The 24,311-nt window shown below is 45.7% G+C and carries 16 protein-coding genes; 1 reads left to right on the top strand and 15 read right to left on the bottom strand.

Annotated features, from left to right (window positions below; genetic code table 11):
- Window positions 1-3: 3 nt before the first annotated feature.
- The 14 genes from NSS87_RS15470 to NSS87_RS15405 all read right to left on the bottom strand — a co-directional run bounded on the left by NSS87_RS15470 (window position 4) and on the right by NSS87_RS15405 (window position 22,433).
- A complete protein-coding gene (locus NSS87_RS15470; RefSeq protein ID WP_339240987.1) occupies window positions 4-255 on the bottom strand; it encodes a hypothetical protein in 252 nt (83 codons plus the stop codon).
- Window positions 256-269: 14 nt separating this feature from the next.
- Window positions 270-1,298, bottom strand: coding sequence for a cache domain-containing protein (locus tag NSS87_RS15465; RefSeq protein WP_042188350.1), 1,029 nt, complete (start codon window positions 1,296-1,298; stop codon window positions 270-272).
- A gap of 64 nt (window positions 1,299-1,362) precedes the next feature.
- On the bottom strand, window positions 1,363-3,810 hold the full coding sequence (locus tag NSS87_RS15460) for an alpha-L-rhamnosidase C-terminal domain-containing protein (RefSeq protein ID WP_339240985.1): 2,448 nt from the start codon (window positions 3,808-3,810) through the stop codon (window positions 1,363-1,365).
- Window positions 3,811-3,909: 99 nt separating this feature from the next.
- On the bottom strand, window positions 3,910-5,337 hold the full coding sequence (locus tag NSS87_RS15455; RefSeq protein WP_156113113.1) for an extracellular solute-binding protein: 1,428 nt from the start codon (window positions 5,335-5,337) through the stop codon (window positions 3,910-3,912).
- A 141-nt stretch (window positions 5,338-5,478) separates the two neighbouring features.
- Window positions 5,479-6,363 carry a carbohydrate ABC transporter permease gene (locus NSS87_RS15450; protein ID WP_339240981.1) on the bottom strand — a complete coding sequence of 295 codons (885 nt, stop codon included), beginning with the start codon at window positions 6,361-6,363 and terminating at the stop codon, window positions 5,479-5,481.
- Between the two features lie 5 nt (window positions 6,364-6,368).
- Window positions 6,369-7,301 (bottom strand): sugar ABC transporter permease, encoded by a 933-nt coding sequence (locus tag NSS87_RS15445; RefSeq protein ID WP_197071202.1) that lies wholly within the window; start codon window positions 7,299-7,301, stop codon window positions 6,369-6,371.
- A 275-nt stretch (window positions 7,302-7,576) separates the two neighbouring features.
- On the bottom strand, window positions 7,577-9,682 hold the full coding sequence (locus tag NSS87_RS15440; RefSeq protein WP_042188343.1) for an alpha/beta hydrolase: 2,106 nt from the start codon (window positions 9,680-9,682) through the stop codon (window positions 7,577-7,579).
- The gene (locus tag NSS87_RS15435) at window positions 9,675-12,317 is read right to left on the bottom strand and encodes a glycoside hydrolase family 2 TIM barrel-domain containing protein (protein WP_339240976.1); all 2,643 of its coding nucleotides are present in this window, start codon (window positions 12,315-12,317) and stop codon (window positions 9,675-9,677) included. Before NSS87_RS15435 ends, NSS87_RS15440 begins: the two co-directional genes overlap by 8 nt.
- 653 nt (window positions 12,318-12,970) lie before the next feature.
- The gene (locus NSS87_RS15430) at window positions 12,971-15,775 is read right to left on the bottom strand and encodes a glycoside hydrolase family 2 TIM barrel-domain containing protein (protein ID WP_339248347.1); all 2,805 of its coding nucleotides are present in this window, start codon (window positions 15,773-15,775) and stop codon (window positions 12,971-12,973) included.
- A gap of 230 nt (window positions 15,776-16,005) precedes the next feature.
- Window positions 16,006-17,118 carry an alpha/beta hydrolase gene (locus NSS87_RS15425; protein ID WP_042188337.1) on the bottom strand — a complete coding sequence of 371 codons (1,113 nt, stop codon included), beginning with the start codon at window positions 17,116-17,118 and terminating at the stop codon, window positions 16,006-16,008.
- Window positions 17,119-17,357: 239 nt separating this feature from the next.
- On the bottom strand, window positions 17,358-19,817 hold the full coding sequence (locus NSS87_RS15420) for a helix-turn-helix domain-containing protein (RefSeq protein WP_339248345.1): 2,460 nt from the start codon (window positions 19,815-19,817) through the stop codon (window positions 17,358-17,360).
- A 102-nt stretch (window positions 19,818-19,919) separates the two neighbouring features.
- Window positions 19,920-21,056, bottom strand: a complete 1,137-nt coding sequence (locus NSS87_RS15415; protein ID WP_042188333.1) for an MFS transporter — start codon at window positions 21,054-21,056, stop codon at window positions 19,920-19,922.
- Window positions 21,057-21,187: 131 nt separating this feature from the next.
- A complete protein-coding gene (locus NSS87_RS15410) occupies window positions 21,188-21,814 on the bottom strand; it encodes an FMN-dependent NADH-azoreductase (RefSeq protein WP_076299765.1) in 627 nt (208 codons plus the stop codon).
- Window positions 21,815-21,848: 34 nt separating this feature from the next.
- On the bottom strand, window positions 21,849-22,433 hold the full coding sequence (locus NSS87_RS15405; RefSeq protein WP_339248341.1) for a DUF3238 domain-containing protein: 585 nt from the start codon (window positions 22,431-22,433) through the stop codon (window positions 21,849-21,851).
- A 152-nt stretch (window positions 22,434-22,585) separates the two neighbouring features.
- Between NSS87_RS15405 and NSS87_RS15400 the strand changes: the two genes are divergently transcribed.
- The gene (locus NSS87_RS15400; RefSeq protein ID WP_339248339.1) at window positions 22,586-23,059 is read left to right on the top strand and encodes a MarR family transcriptional regulator; all 474 of its coding nucleotides are present in this window, start codon (window positions 22,586-22,588) and stop codon (window positions 23,057-23,059) included.
- A gap of 133 nt (window positions 23,060-23,192) precedes the next feature.
- Here the strand turns inward: NSS87_RS15400 and NSS87_RS15395 are convergent, their stop codons facing one another.
- The gene (locus NSS87_RS15395) at window positions 23,193-24,296 is read right to left on the bottom strand and encodes a Gfo/Idh/MocA family oxidoreductase (RefSeq protein WP_339248336.1); all 1,104 of its coding nucleotides are present in this window, start codon (window positions 24,294-24,296) and stop codon (window positions 23,193-23,195) included.
- Window positions 24,297-24,311: the final 15 nt, after the last annotated feature.

Raw genomic sequence — 24,311 nt, 5'->3', positions numbered from 1 at the left:
ATGCTATATCGCCACAAATTGTAAGGCACACAGTTTAATCTGCCAGAGCGAGATATGTTGTGAAGCATAGGTTAGTCTGTGCATCGCCTTCTCTACTCTATTAAAAACACCAAAAGACGTCCCAAGCACAAGCAACCAATTCATTGCTTTTGGGGACACCTCTTTGTCTGAGTAGATATAAGCACTGCTAGCCAGTGACCTTTTGCAGATTTTAGCGGGTAGTCTGAAATCTGCTTCATAGATTCTGTCTGCCATTCAGCATGCCAATCTTAGTCTTTCATCGTGGAGTTAATTTTCAAGTACAACTGTTTCAGCGGATTAACAATACTGCCACTAAGCATTGAGATCAGCAACCAGAACACTATGAAAACGACGATGTTTAAAACGATCATTAAATACTTAAATGTCCGGAGCTCTGCATTCATCCCGTCTGCAGAGATATAGGTGACAATCCGCTCGTCCGATTCGGGCAGCGGATAGAGCAAAATCAAGCCGTCGGCCGTTTCACGCTCCAACAAATCCATAGCACCGCTACTTGAACTATCTTGTTCTTCCGGCATAGCTGGATTATCCTTCTCCGGTGTGGTCAGCGCAGTTCTAATTTCTTGCAGTCGCTTCATGGGCACATCCGCCGCATTCAGCAGCTTTCCGTTACTTGTCAGCAGATAAACTTCATTCTCGCCGTAGATCGTATTCTTGCCTGACAGGTAGAAGCTGTACAGCTTGTCAATCTCAACTTCGAGCGAGAGCAGACCTAAAATTTGCCCCTCCGTGTTCTGAATTTTCACCTCAAGCAGCAGACGATCGCGCAGATCAGAAGGCGCGTTCATCAGATGTTCCCGGTTCAGCACCGTCCAGCGCAAAGCCTGTTCCCGATTATCCAGAAATTGTTCCATCCCTGGAACTTTCTTGATCTCTGTAAAGGGGAGAAGCCCGGATACATTGCTCGAGGAGTACGTCCCCCCTGCTTCACCCCAAATATAAATGCCGAGAATGTCACTGCTAGAGGAGCGAATGCCCTCAAGTATCGGAGAAATCGCTCCATCATATGCTGGTTTTTTCAACGCATTTTGTACCACCTGATTGTTGGAGATAAGCTTGGAGGTCTCCTCTAGCCAGTTCATGAACAAAAGAGTGTTCTTATGCTGCTGTCCAGTGTATTGAACGGACAACAGCCGCAACATATCCAAACTTCTATGCTCCATAGTACGGTACAAAATGAAACTCGAAGCGGCAATGTAAACGGTAATAAACAACACCAGGACAAGGCGGATGTTGCGGCCGAATGATCTGAACATATAACTCCCCATCCCCCTCTGGTGTATGAATCAACGAAAACGAAGATCAATTGAAATCAGACTATCAGCTAAAGTGACTAAAGTCGATCTCCTTATAAAAAGAACCTGCATCTGTCAGCAGCACTTCATGATTAGGCAAGATAATTGTAATCGCCGAACCGGCTGGCCAGTTAGCTTCAAAATGGAAGCTTTTATGTCCCCCTTCTGAATGGATTTCCCATTTCACATGTATTGGACCCAGACTTGTGCTTACGATTCCACTGGCCTGTTGCAGTTCGCCGCAATGTGGCTTTATGGTTATTCCCCCTATCCCTTGCCGGACACCCAATATCCCTCTTGTGAACTCAGTGATCGGCAGCGCGCTCCAGGCGTGACAGTCACTTCTGGTTCCAACAGAGTCCATTTCTGGGAGTGTAGTGAGGTTCAAATCCAGCTGCTTCATCCAGCGTGCCCATAGTCCGAAGGAGCGGTCATACAATCCGCAATGTTCCAACGCGCGAAAAAGATAATAGCTCATCGGCAGTGAAAGCTTAGCCAGTGATGTGTCAGCCATTGTAGTCTCTAGTAGTGCTGCCCCCTCTACAGCGTCCACAGTGCCTGCTAAAATCGCCCAGACCTGCGTATGCTGGCTCAGCTGTGTTTCCGCTGTTGCCGCCGGACTGTCGCGGAACATCAAGCTGTTCGATTGGCGACAGCAATCCAGTACCGCAGCGTTGACCGCGGCTTTGCGCTGACGCAATTCAATTGCAATCTGCGTCCACCCGCTGGCGGCAAGCAATTCAGCCGCTTGCTCCAACGCGGCCGCATACATCAAGCTAAGCACGGTTGCAGGTGCATCATCCGTACAATCTGGTGCACCGAGTGGCCATTCTTCCACCCAGTCAAAATAATTCCAATATTGGCGAGGCGTTCTGTCCACCAGACCTTGCGGTGTCAGTCGCTGATCGAACCAGTCCAATACGGATAACAGTGGCAGTCGGTACCGATTTATGATAGCCAGATCTCCGAAGGATCTGTAGTGGTCATGAATCATCCCGATCCAATATAAAGAAAAGGAGGGGATGACCTGTGGCAGCACGGAGGGGTAGCGGCTTTGCAACATGCCGTTTGGCAGCTGCGAAGCCCTATAATCTTCCATTGCCCTCCGTGCCAATTGGTCGTCTCCTGATAACAGGTACGTAAATTCCATCATCAGTTTGGTATCCATGGTATATTGCAGCTGTTCATAATACGGCGTATCCTCGTAGGTCTCATGCATGCAGCGTTGTAGTGTTCGGACACTCAGCTCCCAGAGCTGGTTATATCGTTCATCGTTGCAATGAAAGCTTCCTTCCGGCAGCAAAGGATATCCGGTCTCCCGATAACTGAAGCCGGATATCGTCAAAGGCTCAGCTCCAGTATTCACCTCCAGCCGGACATACCGGAAAGTACGAAACCAGAATGGCTCATAGCATTCCATCTGCACCGAGGTGCCATAACCGGCTGGATAGTAGCTGTCATAACCGCCTCTTAACACATGCTCCTGCATATCATCGCGGACAGCTTTGCGGCGGATCTCGTCATCCCCAGTCTCTTCTTCGTAGCACTCGGCGTACAGGAGGGTGATCCGGCTACCTTCCCCCCCAAGAAGCTTAAGCTGCGGATAAGCTGTGATTAGCTCACCTGCATCCAACTCCAGCCAGAGTTGCTGTCCCGCTTCCACGTGTATTCCTGCTAATGGCAGGGCAACCTCACTAGCTTCATTCCGCAGCTCCAGACAATGCCCTTTTTCAAATAGGGCATCTCCTTCACCACTGCTGCTCCGCATCAGCTTCAGGAAGAGCTGCTCCCGCTCATACAGCAGCGGAATCGGACGTTTGTCCAGTTGCCATGGGGCCAATTGGCCATAATCATCCCGCACCGGCTGTACAATCCTTGCGGCTAACCAGGCGCTGTCGTCATATTCCGGCAGCGTCCAATCCAGCAGCGCTACGTCCCCCTCCACCTCTTCCAATCCGCCCATCCAGCGCATAATCGGAAACGGCTGAAGCCGGTAGCTGTGGTCCCTAATGCTTTTCCATGAGGTATCCGTATTGAGTTCCTGCACAAGCTGCCCATTTTTCATAACATCCGCTTCAACAAGCAAGCCGCCTTTTTGCGAGCGCCAAATCGATAGAGGACCGTCTTCACCCAGCTCAAATGGCGAAGTCCCAGCATAATGAACTACCATAACAGCAATTACATTTATACCTGGTTGCAAAACGTCGTCCAAACTGAACTCCTCATAATAGTGTACATGACCATGACCCTTGCAAGGACCGGCCCATAAACGCTGCCCGTTAACAAAGAGTCTGTAGCGACTGTCAGCAGTAATGGCCAAATTCAGACTGTAGGCCCTCCCGGCTCCAGCTGGCAGCTCAAACATTTTGCGAAAATACACTCGCTCGTGTTGCTGCTCCCAACTTTCTGTCCCATCCTCATCCAAAGGCCAGATCCATCGCGCGCTCCAGCCTCCCCATTCTTTTGCTGCCATATAATGCACCTCTCCTTTATCCCTTAGAGTAGATTTGTCAATCTACGCAGAAACGGCATCGCCGCCCTTCAGAAGGACGACGCCGCCGTTTGACTGTGTTTATTTCACCTTGTCGAGATAATCACGTTGGAATTCTTCAGCAGCCTTAGTCAAAATCTCCAGTGGATCTGCGTTTTTGTCTGTTAGGACGGTTTGCAGTACAATATCCAGCTTCTGGTACAATTCCTGAGCGTTGACCGGCTCTTCTGCCCGCATGCCTTTGCTGCCGTTGTCCATATAATCACGGAACAAATCCAAGTTTACATTGTTGTATTTGTCGAGAATCTTCTGTTCTTCACCAATCCGTTTCTCATCTGTCCAAATCCGCAGGCCGTAAGGGCCTACGATCAGCCCCTGATCACTCAGTGTCTTTTTCTCGATATCCCAACCAGTTAATGCCTCTTCTGAGGACTCCGGTGTGAAGCCGTAGGTTTTTAGCCATTTGAATCCAGCATCAATCTGCTCAGGGGTTACATTAGGCGAGAACATATATAGACCACCGCCGAGCAGAGTTACAGGTTTCCCGATCGGTCCAACTGGAAGGGCGGACATTGCTACATTATCTTTAGACATTTTGGTCTGCTGCTGGATGACTGGAGGCCAGTCATTCATGCCGAAGCTCATAGCGACTTGATCGGTTCCGAACATGCGGAACATGTCATTCGTAACATCCACCAGATTATTGTCCGGCAGGACATCATATTTCCATTTCAAGTCCTTCACATATTGCAGGGCCGCCGCTGCCTCTGGAGAATTGAACACCGCTTGCCATTTTCCATCTACCTGTTTCTCGAATTCCGCGCCGTAAGCCCAAGCAATGTTCATGAACATCCAGCCACCCTGGCCGCTTTTGGTTGGCAGGAATATTCCCGCCTTACCGGTCTTTTGCTTGATGATCTGCGCAGTTTGTGCCAGCTCTTCATATGTTTTAGGGAACTTTGGTATGCCCTTATCGTCCAGCAGTCCAGCTTCCTTGAAGAGATTCATATTGTACAGCATCCCCATCACGTAGCCGTCCTTCGGAATCCCGTAATATTTGCCGTCCTTGGTCACCATCTTCAGCAGATCTGGATTGATCGCTTTGTCATAGCCATATTTTTTCATCGTATCCGTGATATCTGCCGCGTAATTTGCCTTAATGATTTTGCTAGTTTCTGTAAAAAAGGTTTCGTACACCGTAGGAAGCTGACCGCTAGCCGCTTTAGGCAAGAAAGAGCTGACATCATAACCCCATTCATCCTTGTCCACAATGATATCTGGATAATTAGCTTTCATCTTCGCCATGAGCTGCTCATACTGGGCAATTTTGGCTTCCTCATTCGGCTTCGGCCAGTTGCTGACCTTGATCGTCACCTGTTTGTTGCTCGCTTCCTCCGTATTCCCTCCGGCGTTCTCTTCTTTGGAGCCTCCGCAGCCAGCCAGACCGGCCGTAAGTAGCAGCGTTAGCGCCAGTGTAGCTGTAATTTTTTTGGTGTGTTCGATTCTCAATGTAATTCCCCCTAGTCTTATTGTTAAAGCATTCTTCACAACATGTAAAGCGCTTTCTTTTAAATCTGAAATCATCTTACCACGCACCTTCTACAGCACCCTACGGGGCAAAACTGTGAAATGGTTTGTGATCGGGTGATGTTACCCTTTAATGCTGCCGCCCATGGATTGTCCGTTCATAATGTACTTTTGGAAAAAAACAAACAGAATAATCGGCGGCAGAATCGCAAACGTCAGCGCAATAAACTGAATGTCCTGCGGCAAAGTCGCTTTCAGATTATAGATGGCCACAATGACCGACCAGGTCGATTTATCCTTCAGCACCATAAAAGGCCAGAAGAAGTCCTGCCAGACACTGTTCATCGTTAGTATTGTAATTGTGGCCATAACTGGTCCGCTAAGCGGGAGGATTATCCTGATAAAAATGCCGATGGTGCTCGCTCCGTCAATTTTGGCCGCTTCCAGCAGCGCCAGTGGGATGGTATCAAAAAAGTTCTTGAAGATCAGAATTACCACTGGATTCACGGCAGCCATAAACCACATCGGCCAGTAGGTATTGGTCAGATTCAAGTGCAGCAGTGGAAAATCAATCAGGTTTTTGAACAGCGGCACCATACCGACTGTATTCGGAACCATCATGGTCCACACGATCAGAGCAAACAGCAGTGCACTCCCTCGAGGCTTCAGCTTGGAAAAAAAATATCCTGCCAGCCCGTTAAACGTAAGACAGAACAGTACAGAACCGACGGCTAAGTAAGCCGTATTCAGATAATAACTGAAAAAGTTAAATTCCTGCCAGGTCTCCCATAGCTTGCCAACATTGAATGAGCGAGGGATCAGGGTGGGCGGGATCGCATAGAACTCTTTGATGTCTTTAAGACTCGAAACCATAATCCAGACCGGAGGCAGAATACAGACGGCGGCAAGCACAATCATCAGAATGAACATGCACCAGTACAGCACGCGCACCCAAGGTGATCTATATTCTATATTGCCGATAATACCAAATGCTTCTTTTGTTTTCATAGCTTCTACTCCCTGTTCAATTTCTTATCCAGCCGGAAATAAATAATAGTTAGCACCATCAGAACAAGAAAAGTAATAACCCCCAGCGCCATGGAATGCCCTGCTTCAAAACTTCGGAACGCATAATAATAACTTTGCAGCATCAACGTCATCGAAGCATTGTTTGGCCCACCCTCGGTCATGACTAGAGGCTCGTTGAAAATCTGGAATACACCGCTAATCTGCAAAATCATCATCAATCCGATCATGCTGGAGATTTGCGGAATGGTGATGCTTTTAAATCTCCGCCACACATTCGCACCATCGATGGAAGCCGCTTCGTACAGATCATGATTAATGCTTTGCAGACTGGCTAGATAGAGCAGCACCGTTCCCCCGAAATTCCGCCAGGTAATCGTGAAAATAATCAGCATAATCGTCATGTCCGGGTCCTGAAGCCACTGCTGCACCGGGAATCCCAGAGCACTCAGCATAATATTCAGCACGCCGCCCTTCCCAGGCTCAAACAGAAACATCCATAACATCGAGGCAGCAATGCCGGGAACCATGCTCGGAAAAAAGACCGAAAAGCGGAAAAACGATTTCCCATGCCTGAGCTCATTGATCACAACTGCGACTATAATGGGTACAGCAAAACCGATCAGCAGCGACCAGAACACATACACGAAAGAGTTGGTCAGTGTCTGCTGAAATGCTGAGTTCTGTATCACATCCTTGTAATTCTGGAGTCCGGCAAAGCTTACGGCATTATAACCCTCTGTATTGAAAAATGAGAGCACAATGCCCTTGACCAGCGGCTGCCAGGAAAAAAAGAAAAAGGCAAACAGCGTAGGGACAATTAATATCCAAGATGACCAATCTCTAAATAGACGCCGCACAGGATAACCTTTCTTTTTCTTAGTCATTAAAGGATTTAGTTCAGTGGTTCTTCCAATCATGCTCCTGTCCTTCCTTCCTCCCGAAGCCAAGAATTCACTCCGGTCAGGCGTTGTATAGTTGTTATATTTAAATGATAGCGCTTCCTACAAAACCTCGAAATCCGGTAACCCTGCGAAAGCGTTTGTAAAGCTACTTATTTTGCTGGCAAGCAATCATGCGAGAAATATAAGAGATTGTGTATGGTATGAAACTTATACTTTCTTATATTTCAAAAAAAGCGATGTACGCACCGGAATGGTCGTACACCGCTTATGTTCATGGTATGACGTTTTGTTTAGGCCTCACTTAGCCCTGAGCTAATGCATAGGACGGCTGCTTCCGCTCGAAATGCTTCGCTCGCCGGATTGGGCTGCTCCTCCAAAATGCGGAGAACCGCCTGCGGCTCCACGCCGGGCTGCGGCACACGGGATGGAGATACTACGTTCCAGTCCTGTTCACCCTTGAGCCTGTAAGATAACTCATAGAGATAATAACCCGCATGCTGCCCGTCAGCGAGTTGACTTACCCCATCCTGCCATGAGCAGAGTTCAAGAGGATGCTGTTTGTCAGGTAAAACACCGGAAGCGAGGGTAATGCACTCATTACGGACTACCTGCTGCTTCTGTTCCCAAGCCTGCTGATCTAGGATTCCCAGCTCTAGGCGGTATTCCATTCCCGGCTCTCCATAAAGAGTCCAAGCCACTGGACTACCCACCGCTACGAACTTCGGTGCCTCCAGAAAAACTGGCTGATGAACCGGAACAAAACGTTCCGTCTGCTCCCACTCGCCCGCAGCTGGACTGCGTCTGCGATAATGCACCGTCCCCGTGAATTCAAGCTCCTGTTCCTGTAGTATAGCTTTTAGACACAGAGCAGCCTGCTCGTAAAGGTCCGTGCAGTTGTTATGCCCGAAGCGGTAGCCGATCTCATGGCGAAGTGGAATGCCGTGACGCCGGACCAAGGCCGCGAAGGCAAAGCTGAATCGACTGAGGGTAAAGGCATCATGCGTGCCGTGGTTTATCAGTAGCTTAGTGCCGCTCGCTTTAAGGCCGTCTAAGAAGAAATCGGATTCCAGTCCGGTCGTTTCCCGCAGACTTGCAGAGTTACCAGCTCCCGTAAGTGTCTGTAGCAGAGTCTCGATACCTGATCTTCCGGTCTGAGGATGCCGCCAGTCCTTCTTCCAGATATCCCGGTAACCGGTGTCCACCTCTGCCACATGCCAGATCAACGGGCATGCCCCTTCCGCAAACTCACGGGTAAGCCCATTCAGAATTAGCGGAGGTGCATAACACAATGTGTACCGCACCCGATACGGCAGCCTTAGAGGATTGCCTCCCGCCAGCAACGCGGTCAGCCCACCGCGTGAGCCACCTACGGCCACAACCTGCTCCGCATCACCACCATAGCTATCTTGGCCTTTGGCAATTGCCGTCCCAATGCCGGCGTAAATGGAGCCTTGCAGGGAGCGGCTGCCGATGTAACCTTCACCGTTCCAGAGAACACCAACAACACCTTTGCCTGTGCTGGCTAGAGTCTTTCCGATGATTTCCAGAAATGAGGGACCTACAGTGCTGAAGGTATTTTCATTGGCATCATAATAACCGTTGAATAACAGCGGATAGCCCTTAACATTTTTCGCACTCCAATTGGGCGGCAAAATATAGGACGCAAGGCTATGCTGACCGTTCTTCGTAACTAACAGACTGCCGCTGATGAGCTGAAACACAGGCGCATTGCTTAAAAGAGCCCCATCGTCAGCGGTTTCATTACAGAAGACCACCGGATACCCGAAGGTCTTCAGGATACGGTCGCTCAAGGAGATGGCAACTAAATCATCTACTGCATAGAGACTGTAGCGGTCACCAATATAGCGTTCAAATTGCGGGGTTTTAAGTGCTTTATCCCCTTCGTTACTGCCGAACAACTGATAATCTTCGGTATTGTATACATAAGGGCTATCTGGATCGTTATTATAGAGCACTACATGCTCAGCTACAACCTTCTCTCCAGCTTCGTCCATCCGCAGGGTCCCGATGCCGTCGGTCCCACCATAACGGAAGCCGCCTTTCCCCTCAGCAGCACTGTTATCCCAGTGTGACACTACTGGAAGCGTATTGGTCAGCAACGGGCTGACCAATACGAACACTCCTTCCTCTGAATTCTGGGTTCCATCAGCGTTCTCAGCCTCGACTGTATCCTCTCGCAGGGTTGACCAAGCGGCTCTGTGGAAAGTCACTTCACCGCTCCGCAAGCAGGCTAGCAGTAGTTCTGCGTTGTGCAATTTTAAGTAATCGGCCACAGCCCTAGTAACGGGTAGAGCAATGGGTTCAGATCCACCACTCAGAATAAAGCGACTTAGCGGAACGTATTTCCCCGGTACAAAACATAATGATTTACTCATAAATTCCTTCTCCTTCATCTGGTATCGTATCGCCATGTGCTGTCAGAAACGAGCAAAATTTAATTTCTGGCAGACCGTCGGTACTACAGTAATTCTCCCCAGCCAGAAATCCTCCCGACAGTTTTGGTGTGCAAGTAACCGTCACCGTCCTTTTTTCTCCTGGAAAAAGGGTGAGGAACTGTTCTTCTGCTTCCATCCAGTAGCGGTCCCCCTTCTCCTCTGCATGTACATGTAACAGTACTTCACTACCAGTATTATGGAGAGTGAAGTGAGCTTGGTGACTTATCTTTCCTACACCAGTAGGTTGCCATAAGCTTTCCTGCCGCACCTGAAGGTTGCCACCTGTAAGATCAAGTGCTGGGGCATAAAGATGTTGGTTAGCGGTAGAGAACACATATAAATTTTGCTGCGATTCTTCTTCAATGTTCCGGAATGACAATCTGACAAAATATAATAGATCCTCAGGCTCAGGCACGCTGAAATTCAACTCCCCAACACAGACAGCACGATCTTTGTCTCCTTCTGCCTCGAAGGTTTGCCGATATAGGCTTCTACCCGTTGCATCTAGCACTTCTGAATCAACCTTTACCTTGCCTCCATCCACACCATGCACGAATACATTTCCATGAAATCTAGTACCAGGCGTTAAAAGTAGGCTGCGATAATCTAGCGAAGCATGCTGCGGACGGAAGGCTTGTTTCACCCAGTGGTAGGCCATTTTAGTTTCACCATAATAATCTACAAGATTGGTGCAAGACACATTCGGCCATGGCTCGTTGAACTGCCAGACAATGCTGCCGCTGTTCCGGAATTTGCGGCGACGGTTAGCCTCAAGCACGAAGCGGATTCCTTCTGCCTGCATCCATTGGCTGCAAGCAGAGAACTGCTTCAAATCATTCATGCTACCGAACATTTCTTCTTCACGGCTTAGCGTATCCCACCACTCCCCGTGATGTCTCCATACGGCGCTGTTCTCCATCGAGACAGGCTGCTGGTTGGCTTCATTCAGAAATTTCTCTAGGCTTTTGAGAGAACTCAGACCGTCCACACCAAATTCGCTATGCAGCAGATTATCGTTACTGCCATATAATTCGTAGTGATAGGGGTTGCCCATATACTTCCAGTAGCCATGAACATCATGCCCCTGGCCCTTGGCTTCCGTAATATACTCCACCGGACCAGATGCCGAGGTCGGCAGAAAGAGCCGCTGCGGATCATACTGCTCTACCAGCCCCTTTAGCATCGCCAGATTGGAATCACTGAGGTCTGAAGGCTTGTTTGGTTCACTCATTAATTCATTTCCGCCGCTCCATACCGTTAGTGATACATGATTGCGTTTGTCGCAGAGTGCGGTGCAAGCCGTCTTACGCAGCAGTTCCAGGAACTCTGGCTGCTTGGATGGAATATTATCAATGCCAGAACTCGATTGGATGAACTCCTGCCAGACCATAATGCCGTTTACATCACATAAGTCGTAAAACGCTTTCTTCTCAATGATTCCACCGCCCCATACCCGAACGAGGTTGATATGTGCCGCTTTCATAAGATGGATCATCTGCTGATACTGTTCGACCGTCACATTTCCGTAGAGATGATCCAAGGGTGTCATATTTACCCCTTTTATATAAATCTTGCACCCGTTGATCACAACCGTATAAGGTAGCGCGTTGTCGGGGCTTCCTTCATTAAGGATATAATTAAGTTTGCGGATGCCTGTCTGTAAGATTCGTGTATCGAGCTCCATATCGTCTTCGTCCATTAGCTTCAACTCAAGGCTGTAGAGCGGTTGTTCTCCGTAACCGTTTGGATACCATAGCTGAGGTTCAGGTATTTCGAGCTCCGTGTTCACAACTTCTCCCGCAAGAACAGAGTACGTCTGAACCAGCAGCGGATTCCCCTTCGGATCAAAACAAGTGATGCTCGCTGTCAGCCTTCCTTTATGTTCAGGACCAGCCATCTGTTTGATGCTTGCCTGAATAGAAATTCGACCAGACACCTGCCCGTCATTTTCACCAAACTCCGCATCTGTAGTGATCGACACGTCTTGCCAAGAACAATCCCGGTGAACCCTCAGTACCACATCATCCCAGATTCCGACGTTAACTAACCTGGTGGAGAAATCCCATTTATAATTAAAACGGCTCTTCTGCGTGAAAGTGGCCGAGGTTTTGCCGATTTGCCCCATTTCATCCGGTGCCTGCTTCAGTAGCACTGAGATTTCCAGACTCTCCCGCTCCGAGAGGAGATCTGTAACATCGAATACAGCCGGCTCGAACATTCCCTTATGTTCACCCAACAGGATATTGTCGGCGTAAACAGCTGCTTCATAGTCTAGCCCCTGAAAGACCAGTTCAACTCGGGATGCCTTCAGCTCAGGATGTTTCAAAGTCGTGCGGTAAACCCACCAACGGTTCTCTACCCATTCACAGCTTAAGCTGTTCAACTCTTCATAAGGATTGCTAATCCAGCCCTGTCTGTAGAGATCATAATGAACTCCACCCGGCACAGTAGCCGGCATCCAGTCTGTAACTCCCATCAATTCCTGCCCTAGCTCCATGCTGGTGCCCTTTAACGGAACCCAAGGCCAGTACCCTTTGACTTCCCACTTTAGATCGTTCAATAAAATTTGTTTCATGTCTTCTCCCGTTCCCCCAAATCCTGCTTAATTTGGCGCTGTTCATGACTAAGAACGGCTCTGGCGCCATCGGTTAATGCGCTTACAATTCTATTCATCCAGCTTCATTACCAATGATAGCATCGGGTTATCATTTTCGAAGGCCCCTAACCCTGTGAAATCGTTTGTTAATCTGCGCAGTTGCAGATAAATACAAACAACCATTCTAGAAACAAGCCGTTTGTAGAACGCGAAAAAGGAGTTCCCTCTAGCCGTGAAGGGCCACTGGGGATCTCCTTTGCTTTTTGTTTGGTTTGAGATTCAAGAACTCCTGCAACGATGTAGCACCTATCGGACTGAGATGACCCTAAGCGCAGTATTATTACACTTTTGGAATGCTAACGGACCCTATAGTCGCTATTCGCATAAAAACTCTGTAATTGAGCCTCTTTCTGAGTAATAGGTTCACTGGAGTCCGAAACTCTCACAAGCTAGAGGATGATTACACTGTTGAAGTTGAAGTCTGCGTCCTAACTAGCACAAAAAGAGCAGCGGTTCTCTCGTGACTTAGAGAATCGCTGCTCTGCTGTTAAACGGTCCATCGTATATAAAGAATCACTGTCCCTGTGTTCTGTTCATCCATATGAAATACAATGAAGAGCCTTAGCAAACCCCTACTTGATTAACTCAAGAAGCTCGTTAACAGTTGCTTTGTATTGTGGTTTGAACGCTGCGGATTTCATGTAACCCGCAAGGCTTGATAAGAACTGTCTTCCTTCAGGCGTATCGCTTACCTTGTCTGCATCTAAAGCGCACACTAGTAAGTTGCCTGCTCCTACGCTGCATTCCACGAGGAAACTAAGCTTATGATTTCTTTCAAAATTGTCGATGGTCTGCACCACGGGATTCCAACTGCGATCAGCTTCATCCATGATAATGGATTTTGAGTGCTGAACGATATTCCACCATGGATAGGTTGAATACTTCTCGGTAGGGAACTCGTGGAATACAGGATGGCTGTTATCAATTAACAGCCCCATGGTACCCACAGGAACTGGCCGGTTCATGCTCTCTGAAATTGAGCGGAACATTGGGTAACACCAGAAATCTGTGCAGTAATAACCTTCGACAGCATTTTGGAGAGTTTCCGGTTTCGGCATCAGCAGCACGCTCTCACCTTGCTCCAGCAGTGCAAGCGCATCACTAGACAGCTTGTCGAATACATGGATGCCTTCCAGCATATTGCCGCTCTTTTCTGGGTAAATCCATAGATCGTAGCTCTTACGAATATCTGTCCCCTGTATCGAGAGAGACAATACGATAGTACTCATCCGGTTAACTACAGGCAGCGTTATTTCCAAATCGCAGATATCGATGTAATTCGTTCCTGCAGGAACGTTCACCTCGGTTGTCCCTTCTGTCAAAATGCCGTTATCCACAGTTAGTTCCCAACGTAATTCAAGTGTATCTGGCAAACCGCTGCGGAAGCAGCTTAGCTCTACATGGGCATCGAACGGTTCACCGGAGACATAGTTATACTTAGGAAATCTCGCCAGCAGAACGGCATCATTACAGAAGGTTCGCCATTCCTCAGGGCTAATCATTCCTTTGGAATCCATAAAGGCGTCGAGGACACCTACTAATGCTGTTCCCTGACCGCTGAAATCCTGGAGATCCAGGAGCTGGAAGCCGGCAAGCCGCCGGGAGCGGAATGCCGCCTCGAGTTCCTCTTTGTAACAGGCTACGGCCAGCTGACCTGAACATTCGAAGTATTTAGCGGCTAAATGCCCCAGTCCCTTACTTTCCAAGCGTTCACGGAAAATTTTGAAATTCTCGGCCTTGAGTGGTCCGTTATATTTTTCGATCTCTTCAAAATTTGGATAGGTTGCGTATTGTCCAATCTCATGCGAAACAACAGGAATATGCGGTATCCATTCTCCGGATGCCTCATCTGCCTTCACGGTCTTGGCTTCGGTACCATACTGAATCTGGATCTCACCGCCAGCTGTATCTTCGATCTTCTCTCCATCTAAGAGATCCAAAGGTACGATTTGATCATCATAATCCTTCATTGTACTCGGCAAGGCAGTCTGTACATGTCCTAGTGGTGCATCACACATGGCATAAGAGCCTCTAAATAGTCGGTCTCTGGAGAAGCGTACCCCACTGAAGAAATCGTCATGTTCCAGAATTTCCGGTACCCATTGGTGGTTATTGGAGCCCTGTGTATAGAGAATCCGATTATCGAACGCTTTATAGTCCTTCAGGAAAGAATCAATTTTAGCTTTACTGCCCCATAACTCATTACCAAGGGACATCATCACGAAGGAGGGATGATTGCCGAAGGCCTGGAGAATGGCATAACCCTCACTGATCAGATAATCCTGCTCTGCTTGATTATGGCCATCATCGGTTTTTTCCGTGATTGTACCCCAGAATGGAAGTTCTGGTTGCATATAGATCCCAAGCATATCCGCAGCGGTAAATGCAGCCTCCGGTGGACAACAGGTATGGAAGCGATAATGATTGATACCGTAGGACTTGGAAATGCCAAGGATTCTTACCCATTCCTCGACATCAGTTGGGGCATAGCCGGTGAGCGGGAAGATCAGGCCGTCATGTTTGCCGCGGAGAAAGGTTTTCTCTCCGTTGATTGTAAACTTGTCGCCCTCCGCTCGGAATTCCTTCAAACCAAAGATAAGCTCCTGTTGGTCAGTAATATGTCCATCCCTGTCTTTCAAAACAAGGGTTATATTATAAAGATTGGGAGCGCCTTCACTCCAGAGCAACGCGTTTTGGCCTAGCACATAATCGACGGAAAAAAGCCCCGGTGAAACAGGAAACTCACGCTCGTCCACCGTGTGTGTCTCTTCACTATTGAAGCTTTGAGCAGACACCGCAAGCGTAGTTTCACAGTTGCTGTCCAAAGTTGCTGTAATACGAACCGTACGTTCAGTCAGATTCGACTCCAATCGGATATTAGTAAGCTGCGATTCCCCATAGAACTGAAGCTCCATACGACCGGTAATTCCATTCCAGTTGGTCTGGGTATCCTGTGAAGTCAAATGTCCGCCTTTGGTTGGGTAATCGATATTGTCCACACGGACGGTGATTGTATGAATTCCAGCTTGTAGCTTCGGCAATTCATATATATGCGGGGTGTTCAGACTATTACGGCTACCGATCTCCGTATTGTCCAGCCAAAGCGTCGTAAGTCTCGTCCGTTCCAAAAATAGATAGCAGGCCTTACCGGCCAGCTCATCCGGAATGAATACCTCTCTTGCAAACCAGACTTGCCCTTCAAACAAATATTCATCGGTTAGAGCGCTTACTAAAACTTCCTCGTTCTTTGGTCCTTTACGTGCGTATGACGTTGTTCCCGGCAGTGTGATAACATCTGTAAAAGGCAAGGTTAGTCCCTGTTTTGTCTCATCCAATTGCAACTTCCATTCGCCTTCTAGGTTGATCTTTGTCTGCAAAATATCACTCCTATTATGGTAATCACTGAACTCTAGCAGTATAATGCTCTACTATATAAAGCTTAGCATATTAAGCCAGATAATTCAGTAGAGTGGTTAACACTCATTTGAATGACGACAGGTCTAAACTTACAATATAGCCGGAGCATGAATGTGCCTGATGACAAGATTTAATAGTAATTTCAGAACAATAAAAAAAGCCGCAATGAGCGGCTTTTGAATATAATTCATTACACATTCTCCAGCATGAAATTCCCAATTTCAATCAAACTATCTTCCGCTTGCGGTGTGACCCCCACCTGATCGGCAAAGCCGTGAGAAAGTCCTTTGTACCGTACCGTTTTCACTTTGACGCCCGACTCCTTCAGCTTTAAGGCATATGCATCATCCTCAATCCGCAGAAAGTCATATTCGCCAAACAAAATAATGACAGGCGGCATCCCTTTCAGATCTCCTCGCAGCGGGCTCACATAAGGGATTGTATCATCGGGCACGCCCAGATATTCACCTAAGCCGACAGTTCCTAAACCACCGCTCAACAGATCCAATATAGATCTAATTTCTTTTTCCTGAGAAGGGGATATTTCATAAACATCTCTGCGCTGCATATGTTCCTGCATACCTGCTGCGTCCACGCTTGGATATAGTAGTGCCTGTGCCTTTACCATCTGCGTTCCTTCATCCCGATCTTTCATTGCGCATACCGTGGCTAAATTCCCACCTGCGGAATCACCGGAAATACAGATGCGATTCGGATCACCATTAAATTCTTCGGCGTGAGCATATATCCATTTCAACACGGTATAACAGTCGTCGAGCCCAGCGGGGTATGGGTTCTCCGGAGCTAAGCGGTAATCAACCTGAATCGATACACAGCCCGTATTTGCAACCACAAGCTTGCACATCTCCTCTACTACTTCGGGTCCTCCTGCTACGAAACCGCCTCCGTGGATGTAATAGAACACTGGCTGCAACTCTCCACTCTTCTTCTGCGAAGTGTAAATTCGTACCGGGACAGCAACATTACCGTTTTGAACGGTAGCATGCCTCACATCAACACCTTCAGTAATCGGAATGCTGTTCACGCCATTCATCATCTTGCGCATTTGGGCTGCACTTTTTTGGATATTTTTCTTTCGGCTGCCTTTCAACATCATCTTAACCAGCATTCCCTTGAAACCTTTTAGGATTGACTCCATACTTTGATAAAAGCGAGGATCCAGTACACCAGGCTCATCGGTTTCAGGAATAGGCTTAATCAGGATATCCAGTCCATTTTCATTAATTACATGTTGCCTTTCTAGCATCGATGTAAGAAGCTGTTGCGAATATTTACGTTCCATGATGATTACTCCTTTTCAAATGTTGTATGGTAAAATGATTTGCGGCGATTTGTATTGGTTGCCATAACTCAATTATAGGTTTGGGTTTGCAGAAAAAATATCGCATTATTTCTTTTGTTATATCCTTCTTTTATCATTAATATTGAAAGCGATTTCAAAAATGATGTCGAGAGCAAAAATACAATATAAAAAACAAAAAAGGACAACACTAAAGTCATCCTTGTTATACTATTCTCTATTTAACGTGTTAATCTAATCACTTGTACCTCATGTGGTTGTACAACAGCATTTACCACAAAATTTGCTGTCACTTGCAGCGAACGTATTTGAAATAACGGCAGGGACCGACCTTCAAGATAAGACCATTCTTCTGGACGCATGTCCTTAGGTGCCCCCATATTCAACCATTCATCAAAGGCGCTTCCCCCAGCCGGACCTACTGAATACCTTCGCTCTGTATAAACACCCGGCGTTAAGCCGTCTAGACGAATGTGATACTGACGGGTATTGCGTATATTGAACACGTTGTAACGTTCGGTTTGAGTCAAGTGAGTGGTATGACGGTAGCGATATAGAGTATCATAATGACAATAATTATATAGAAATATCTGTATTTCACCTTTCGAGGAAGTTATAAAATACCCATCACCTTCAGCTATCAGACCGCTTCCTGCATAACGCAACAATTGCAGCGCCCGATAACAGCTTTTGGGCAAACCTCCGCGAGTGAATAAACCAAACCCGCCATGAAAAAGATCCGACGAAGGAACAATTTCCTCCATATGGTCACTGAGCGACCAGTATCCCATAGCCTCAAAGTGGTCGTAATTCTCCAGAATATTTTTGAAAAGAAAAGCAGATTTGTAGGAGGTATCATTACACAAATCACGCTGCCATATGTTATTACTCCACTCTTCAAGAATCACAGGCAGACTAGCGAAACCACGTTGACGCAACAGCTTTTTGACCTTATGTAACGCGTGTTTCATAAACTGTTCATCGCCGCTTACCGCAAGTGGAAAAGCTTCATCCTCTGCCATGAGCTGAAGACCAGTGTCTTCCTGACCCGGTAAGATGCTGTGATAAGCACGTAGAGCCAGAGAGTCGGGCAAACAATTCCCCTTACTGCAAGACACTAGGAATTCGCTGATAAAATTACTAGAATCAATGTTGCTTCCTGGACCAACAATATGTAGCTGCGGATCGATAGCACGGATGGCGTGGCTGGTTTCACGGTAAAGCACCCAGTATTCTTCCATGGTAAACACACCATATCCTGAGAACTCTGGACTCACGAAAGGAGCAAACCTCCATTCCCGCACGGACTCAATCCCATACCGATCAATGAAATGCCTAACAAGGGAAGTCACAAGGTCGAGCCATTTGTCAAGATGCTCAGGCATAGAAAGGATGCTTGGCCTCTTAAATGGAAACACGGCTTCCCTCGCTAATGCAGAAGGCATATAACTAAATTCAACATAAGGCTTTAACTCCACTGAAAGCATGAAGTCCAGTACCTCATCTACATAAACAAAGTTATAATCTGCGCTACCAGACATTTTCCTGACATACAGCATCATGTCATCGTCTAACAGACCTTTGCAGCGCATATAGCGAAAGCCAATCTCCTTTTGCAGCTTTCGTATTTGCGCCTGTACCGCGCCATTCAACAGATCCTTGGCGTAACCTGCATTAATCAACGTCCGCCAGTTATGACTCAGCGTCCGAATCTTACAGCCAGTGTCCACATGAAGATCATATCCCTCATTGACCTGAGGTTGGACAATGGAGTGCTCGTTGTGATGCAAATGCCGCATTAGTGAAGTGAAATCGGTCGAAAATCCCGCTGTGACCATTCTGTTCTCCTGTGGATCTGTCGCATCATGCTCATTTACTAGACGGTATTGCCCTGGTGTAACACCAAAGCGCCGTTTGAAGGCGTCGATCAAAGCGTTGGTACTTGGAAATCCAACTTCTGAGGCGATGTCCGTGATCGTTCTTTCACTACGAAGAAGTGCCACTGCCTGACTCAGTCTGACATTTGTAAGGTAGGCAGTAAAAGTAAGGCCAAGCTGTTTCTGAAATAAATGGGACAGGTAGGAGCTACTTAAATAGATAGTAGAGGCTAGTCCACTCAGAGTAATATTTTCCCGATAATGTCGGTGGAGATAGTCGGTTGCTTTGCGCAATCTTTCCTTACTTGAGGATTTGGAGGGATCCTTCTGCTTGTTCTGCTCAAGAAAAGTATGCACTAGACTGTTCAGCAGTACACCTACACGACTACGCATTAGTATAGGTAAACGAGATTCGTTTTTGTAATAGGCCTGGAATACACTGGCGAACTCACTTCGGATTACATTAAAGCGAGCTTGTTCGTCCTTAGGGTATAGAAAAGACTTACACTCTATAATTATACTTTCAATCTCAGGACAAAAAGCTGCCAAAAATGCCGGCGAGATAAACAGCGATAGCGCCTTGCCCGAACCTTTCATATTTAAAGCGTGCAGTTGGTAGCTATTCAATACAATAATGTCATCCTGCTGAACTTCATAGGTAAACTGATTGTCATCCAACTGTAGTACCCCAGTTCCCTGCAAGATGTACATTACCTCAAGTTCTTGATGCCAGGAAGCGATAGCGTCTTCAGGGAGATTAATTGAAAACCTGAAATCCGAGGCTATCAATGTATTTTCTTGCATACCTAACCTCCTATTCTTAATCTTAATAGAGCCTTGCCTCATCCAAAATCCTATCATATAAACCCATGAAATCAAGTTTACTGTCTTATTGATAACGAAGGTTCAGGTTGTTTTTAGTGTCTTTTTTACAATCAATATAAAAAGCACCAGACTAATAAACCCAGATATAGCACAAGTAATAAATACCATCTGATATCCCATAAGCTGTGAAACAAATCCAAGTAGGATTGCTCCTAAACCAATTCCTAAATCAAAAGCAGTAAAGAATGTAGCGTTCGCTACACCTCTTTTCGCTGGTGGGGCTAATCGAATCATCGCTACTTGAAGCGCTGGTTGAGCTGATCCGAATCCAATTCCGTACAAAATAGCTGTAATAACCACTCCAGCAATTCCTTTAGTCATTGTTAGGACGAATAGTGCGACTATCAATATGAAGAGAGCAGGTACAATAATGACCCCTTCCCCATACTTATCGGATATCTTCCCTGTAAGTGGTCTAATTACTGTAAGTGTGACTGCATACACTAAGAAAAAAGTACCCGTGTTAACTTCAATATTTGCCGCAAACAGTGGTAAAAAAGTTGTAATACCACCAAAAGTAAATGATAAGAAAAATGTAACGATAGCGATAGGTAAAACTGTTTTTTCATAAAATGATATTGGTTTTTTTGATGTGTTTTGTACTGTTGGAATTTTTGCACCAAATCCAAGTATGAATGCAATCAAAGCTAATGCTGTACATAGAAGAAATAGGTAATGAAATGAATAAGATTTTGTTACCCAAAGACCAATGATTGGTCCTAACGCCATACCTAATGTCATTGCTAGTCCATACCATCCCATTCCTTCTCCACGACGAGATTGTGGAATAACATCAGTCACAGCCGTTCCTATCGAAGTTGTAGCAACTGCCCAGCTGACTCCATGAAGGATACGTAATATTACTAAAAATATAATGCCTGTTACCCAATCATAAAAATACATGGTTATAGCAAAAAATAGTAATCCGCTTATTATAAATGCACGTCGACCAAACCGATCCATTAATCCTCCAATAATAGGACGAAAAATTACTGCCGATATTGTAAACACTCCAATTATTAATCCAACTTGAGATTCACTTCCACCTAGTTGTTTGATAAACATAGGCAATGTTGGCATTAGTAAATAAAATCCACTAAATAGTAATAAAGCTGTAAGGGTCAGCATGATATAGTTTTTTGTCCATAAACGTTCCATTGTAATGTAATCCTTCTTTCTATCGACTTTAGGTAATCTCCAAAAATAGTGAAATAGGCGAATAAAAAAGCAGCACCATCGCTATAAAAGTGTTGGTACTGCCCTATATAGACTGATACACGCTTGGTTATTTAGAACGTCCTTGATACTTTAACAGCTTTTTCAAGCCCTGCGACAATAATCTCTTCTGCCTTATCAGGGAATTGGCTGTGCCCTTCAATGATAATAGTCTCTATATTTTTCACACCAAAGAAGTTCATCATACTTGTTACATATTTAACAGCCATCTCTAAATCAACTTTTGGTCCCTCAGAATACACACCACCACTTGCGTTTAATAACACTATTTTTTTATTTCCAATAAGCCCTACTGGACCTTCTGGTGTATATTTAAATGTTTTGCCTGCGCGGTTTAAGTAATCAATATATGTATGTAGTACAGCTGGGATGGTTAAATTCCATAAAGGGAACCCAAATACGACTTTATCAGCTGCAAGGAATGGATCTAAATACTTATCAGCAACAGCTACTGCTTTTGCTTCTTCTACTGTTAAATCTAATCCTCTACTAGACTTAAATGTTCCGTTAATCATATCTGCACCTACGTAAGGCAATTCCTCATTGTATAAATCCAGCTCTACTACAGTGTCATTTGGATGTGATTCTTTATAGCTCGCTAAAAAAGCCTCGAATAATCTAACACTAACCGACTGATCTGCTGGTCGATTGTTTGCTTTTACAAATAAAACGGTTGTCATTCCTTGTTCCTCCTGATGTGCACTCTTATGTTGTTTATAATATTTTTTTGAAGCTATACTCCATTTCTCCAGCCATAGCTTCAGGATTATCACCAGTTACTCTGTAATCATGTGTATAAATTTGTTCGAACGTTCCAAAGTTCACTTGTTTATAAAATTCAAAACAAGGAAATCCATCATGTGCTCCTTGCATATTGACAGTACCATCCTTTTGAATATGAACTATTAAAAGATAGTCAACTGGAGGTGCAAATGCATTTAATGGATTGCTAGCACTTGCACTCATTTGAAACCTAACGTCTTCAGAGCCCCACACAATATCAGTGCACAAAATACCTTCTGTAGTAGCTTTTCCTGTTTTTTTATTAACAGAACCATCTGGAGTAGTGACTCTTTCTGTTGTAATACCAGTATTTGCATATGTGAAAATATCTTTTTTGTAAAAATCTACAACTACTTCTTGTTCCACTCTGGAGCGCATAGCGTTGACAGCATAGGGTGTGAATTCACGTGAGTCACCTTCAAAATGGATTACGTTTCCTGTTTCTTCATCCTTCCTAGGATCAGTCCACGGTGTTGGAATAAATACACTTGCTCTAACTTTAACAATATTAGTCATGAGAACCCTCCATAATTTATTAATTCTGTTTCAGTGATTCCTGTTTCTTTCACAACAGAAAATATAGTCAACTTGATTGACTACTTTTCGCATAGTACAATGTATTTCGTACAAAGTCAACTAAGTTGACTTTATTTAAGGAGGTTTTATGTATGACTCAGGAAGTCTTTAGTGAATTGGATCTGACAACACTTTTATCATTATCCTTTAGTACATCAATTAATGAACTACATGATAGATTGCGTGAATTAGGATTTGCAGATATTAGACCTGTACATGGTTTTATGTTTAAGTGTATTGCTCCAAACGGAGCAACAGGTATAGAATTAGCCGAATATTTAGGAATTACGAAGCAAGCCGTAAGTAAAATGGTAGATTATCTTGAGAAAAGTGGTTATGTAATTCGCGAAAATCATCCCACTGACAAGAGAGGAAAAATCATTGTTTTGACTGAGCGAGGTTGGTTAGCAGTGAAAGCAAAAGAAGAAATACTAACTGAGATTGAGCAACGTTGGATTGAAATCATAGGTGCTGAACGACTGCAGATGCTCAAAGATGATTTAACAACACTTGTATATAAAGCAAATGAAGATAAATCTACTATGAGATCAAGACCTGTCTGGTAAGTGTATGGTGAAGATTTGGTGTATGCTGCGATTCATCAAACCAAAAAGGGTAGAAGACTTAAAGATCTGTCTTCTACCCTTTTTGAAAGCTGATTATCTGCAGCATACATTTAGTATTTGTTCTGGGAAATTACTACTCTAAATACCCTTTGACTAAGCCCAGCGGCAATGGCTTGGGCTGCTCGCAGCTGGTTACCAGTTGAGCATATTGCTTAGAATCGGAACTTGTATGGAATGCATGCATGATCTCAAGTACGTGATTGGCGAGTTCTCCATTTGCACGAGGAGTCTCCCCCGTGTCGATGCAGTGTGCCATATCTGCTACTCCTATGCCTCTACTATTATCTGCATAATTGTAGATAAGTGGGATCTCTTGGAATTCCGAGCTGTGTGCCGGGCGTAAAAGGATCGGCCCTCCAAAGTTGTTAGGGTCCGGTACGATCAAGGTTCCTTGCGATCCGTAGATTTCGATCCTCGGTAAAGTACTGTGCCAAACATCAAAGCTGGTAATCATGGTTGCCACAGCGCCACTGTAAAACTCAATCGTTCCAGCAACATGTGTGGGCACCTCTACATCAATGACTTTGCCAAACTTTTTGTCGCTCGTGATCGTTCTATGAGCAAAGGAGGTTTTAGTGATGCCGCATACTGTTTTAGCTGGGCCTAGCAAAGATACTAACGCAGTTAGATAGTAGGGTCCCATGTCAAACATGGGTCCTCCACCGGCTTTATAATAAAATTCCGGATCAGGATGCCAGCTTTCATGTCCATGACAAAGCATAAAGGCAGTTGCTGCCACCGGCTCCCCGATATAACCATCCGCAATCAGCTTACTGCAGGTTTGCAGACCGCCTCCAAGGAAAGTATCTGGTGCGCAGCCAAGGAACAGGTTCTTTTCCTTCGCCAGACGAACTAGCTCAGTGCCATTTTCAAGGGAAAGGGATAAGGGCTTCTCCACATACACATGCTTGCCAGCTAGCAAGGCTTGCTTGCACACGTCAAAATGAAAATTAGGCGTTGTTAGATTAACGACTATTTCAATCACTTCCGAAGCAAGTAATTGTTCTGTCGTCCATACATGAGGAACGCCATATTTCTCCGCCGCATGCTCTGCACGACCTTTATCCAGGTCGGAACAAGCATAAACCTCAGTATTAACGAAAGTCCCGTTCAAATTTTCAAAATAAATGCTGCTGATGTTACCGCAGCCGACTATACCTACCTTCACTTTGCGCAAGATCATTCCCACCTT

It is taken from the genome of Paenibacillus sp. FSL F4-0243, assembly GCF_037963295.1.
GTDB lineage: Bacteria > Bacillota > Bacilli > Paenibacillales > Paenibacillaceae > Paenibacillus_AQ.
This window is presented reverse-complemented; position numbering and strand designations above follow the sequence as displayed.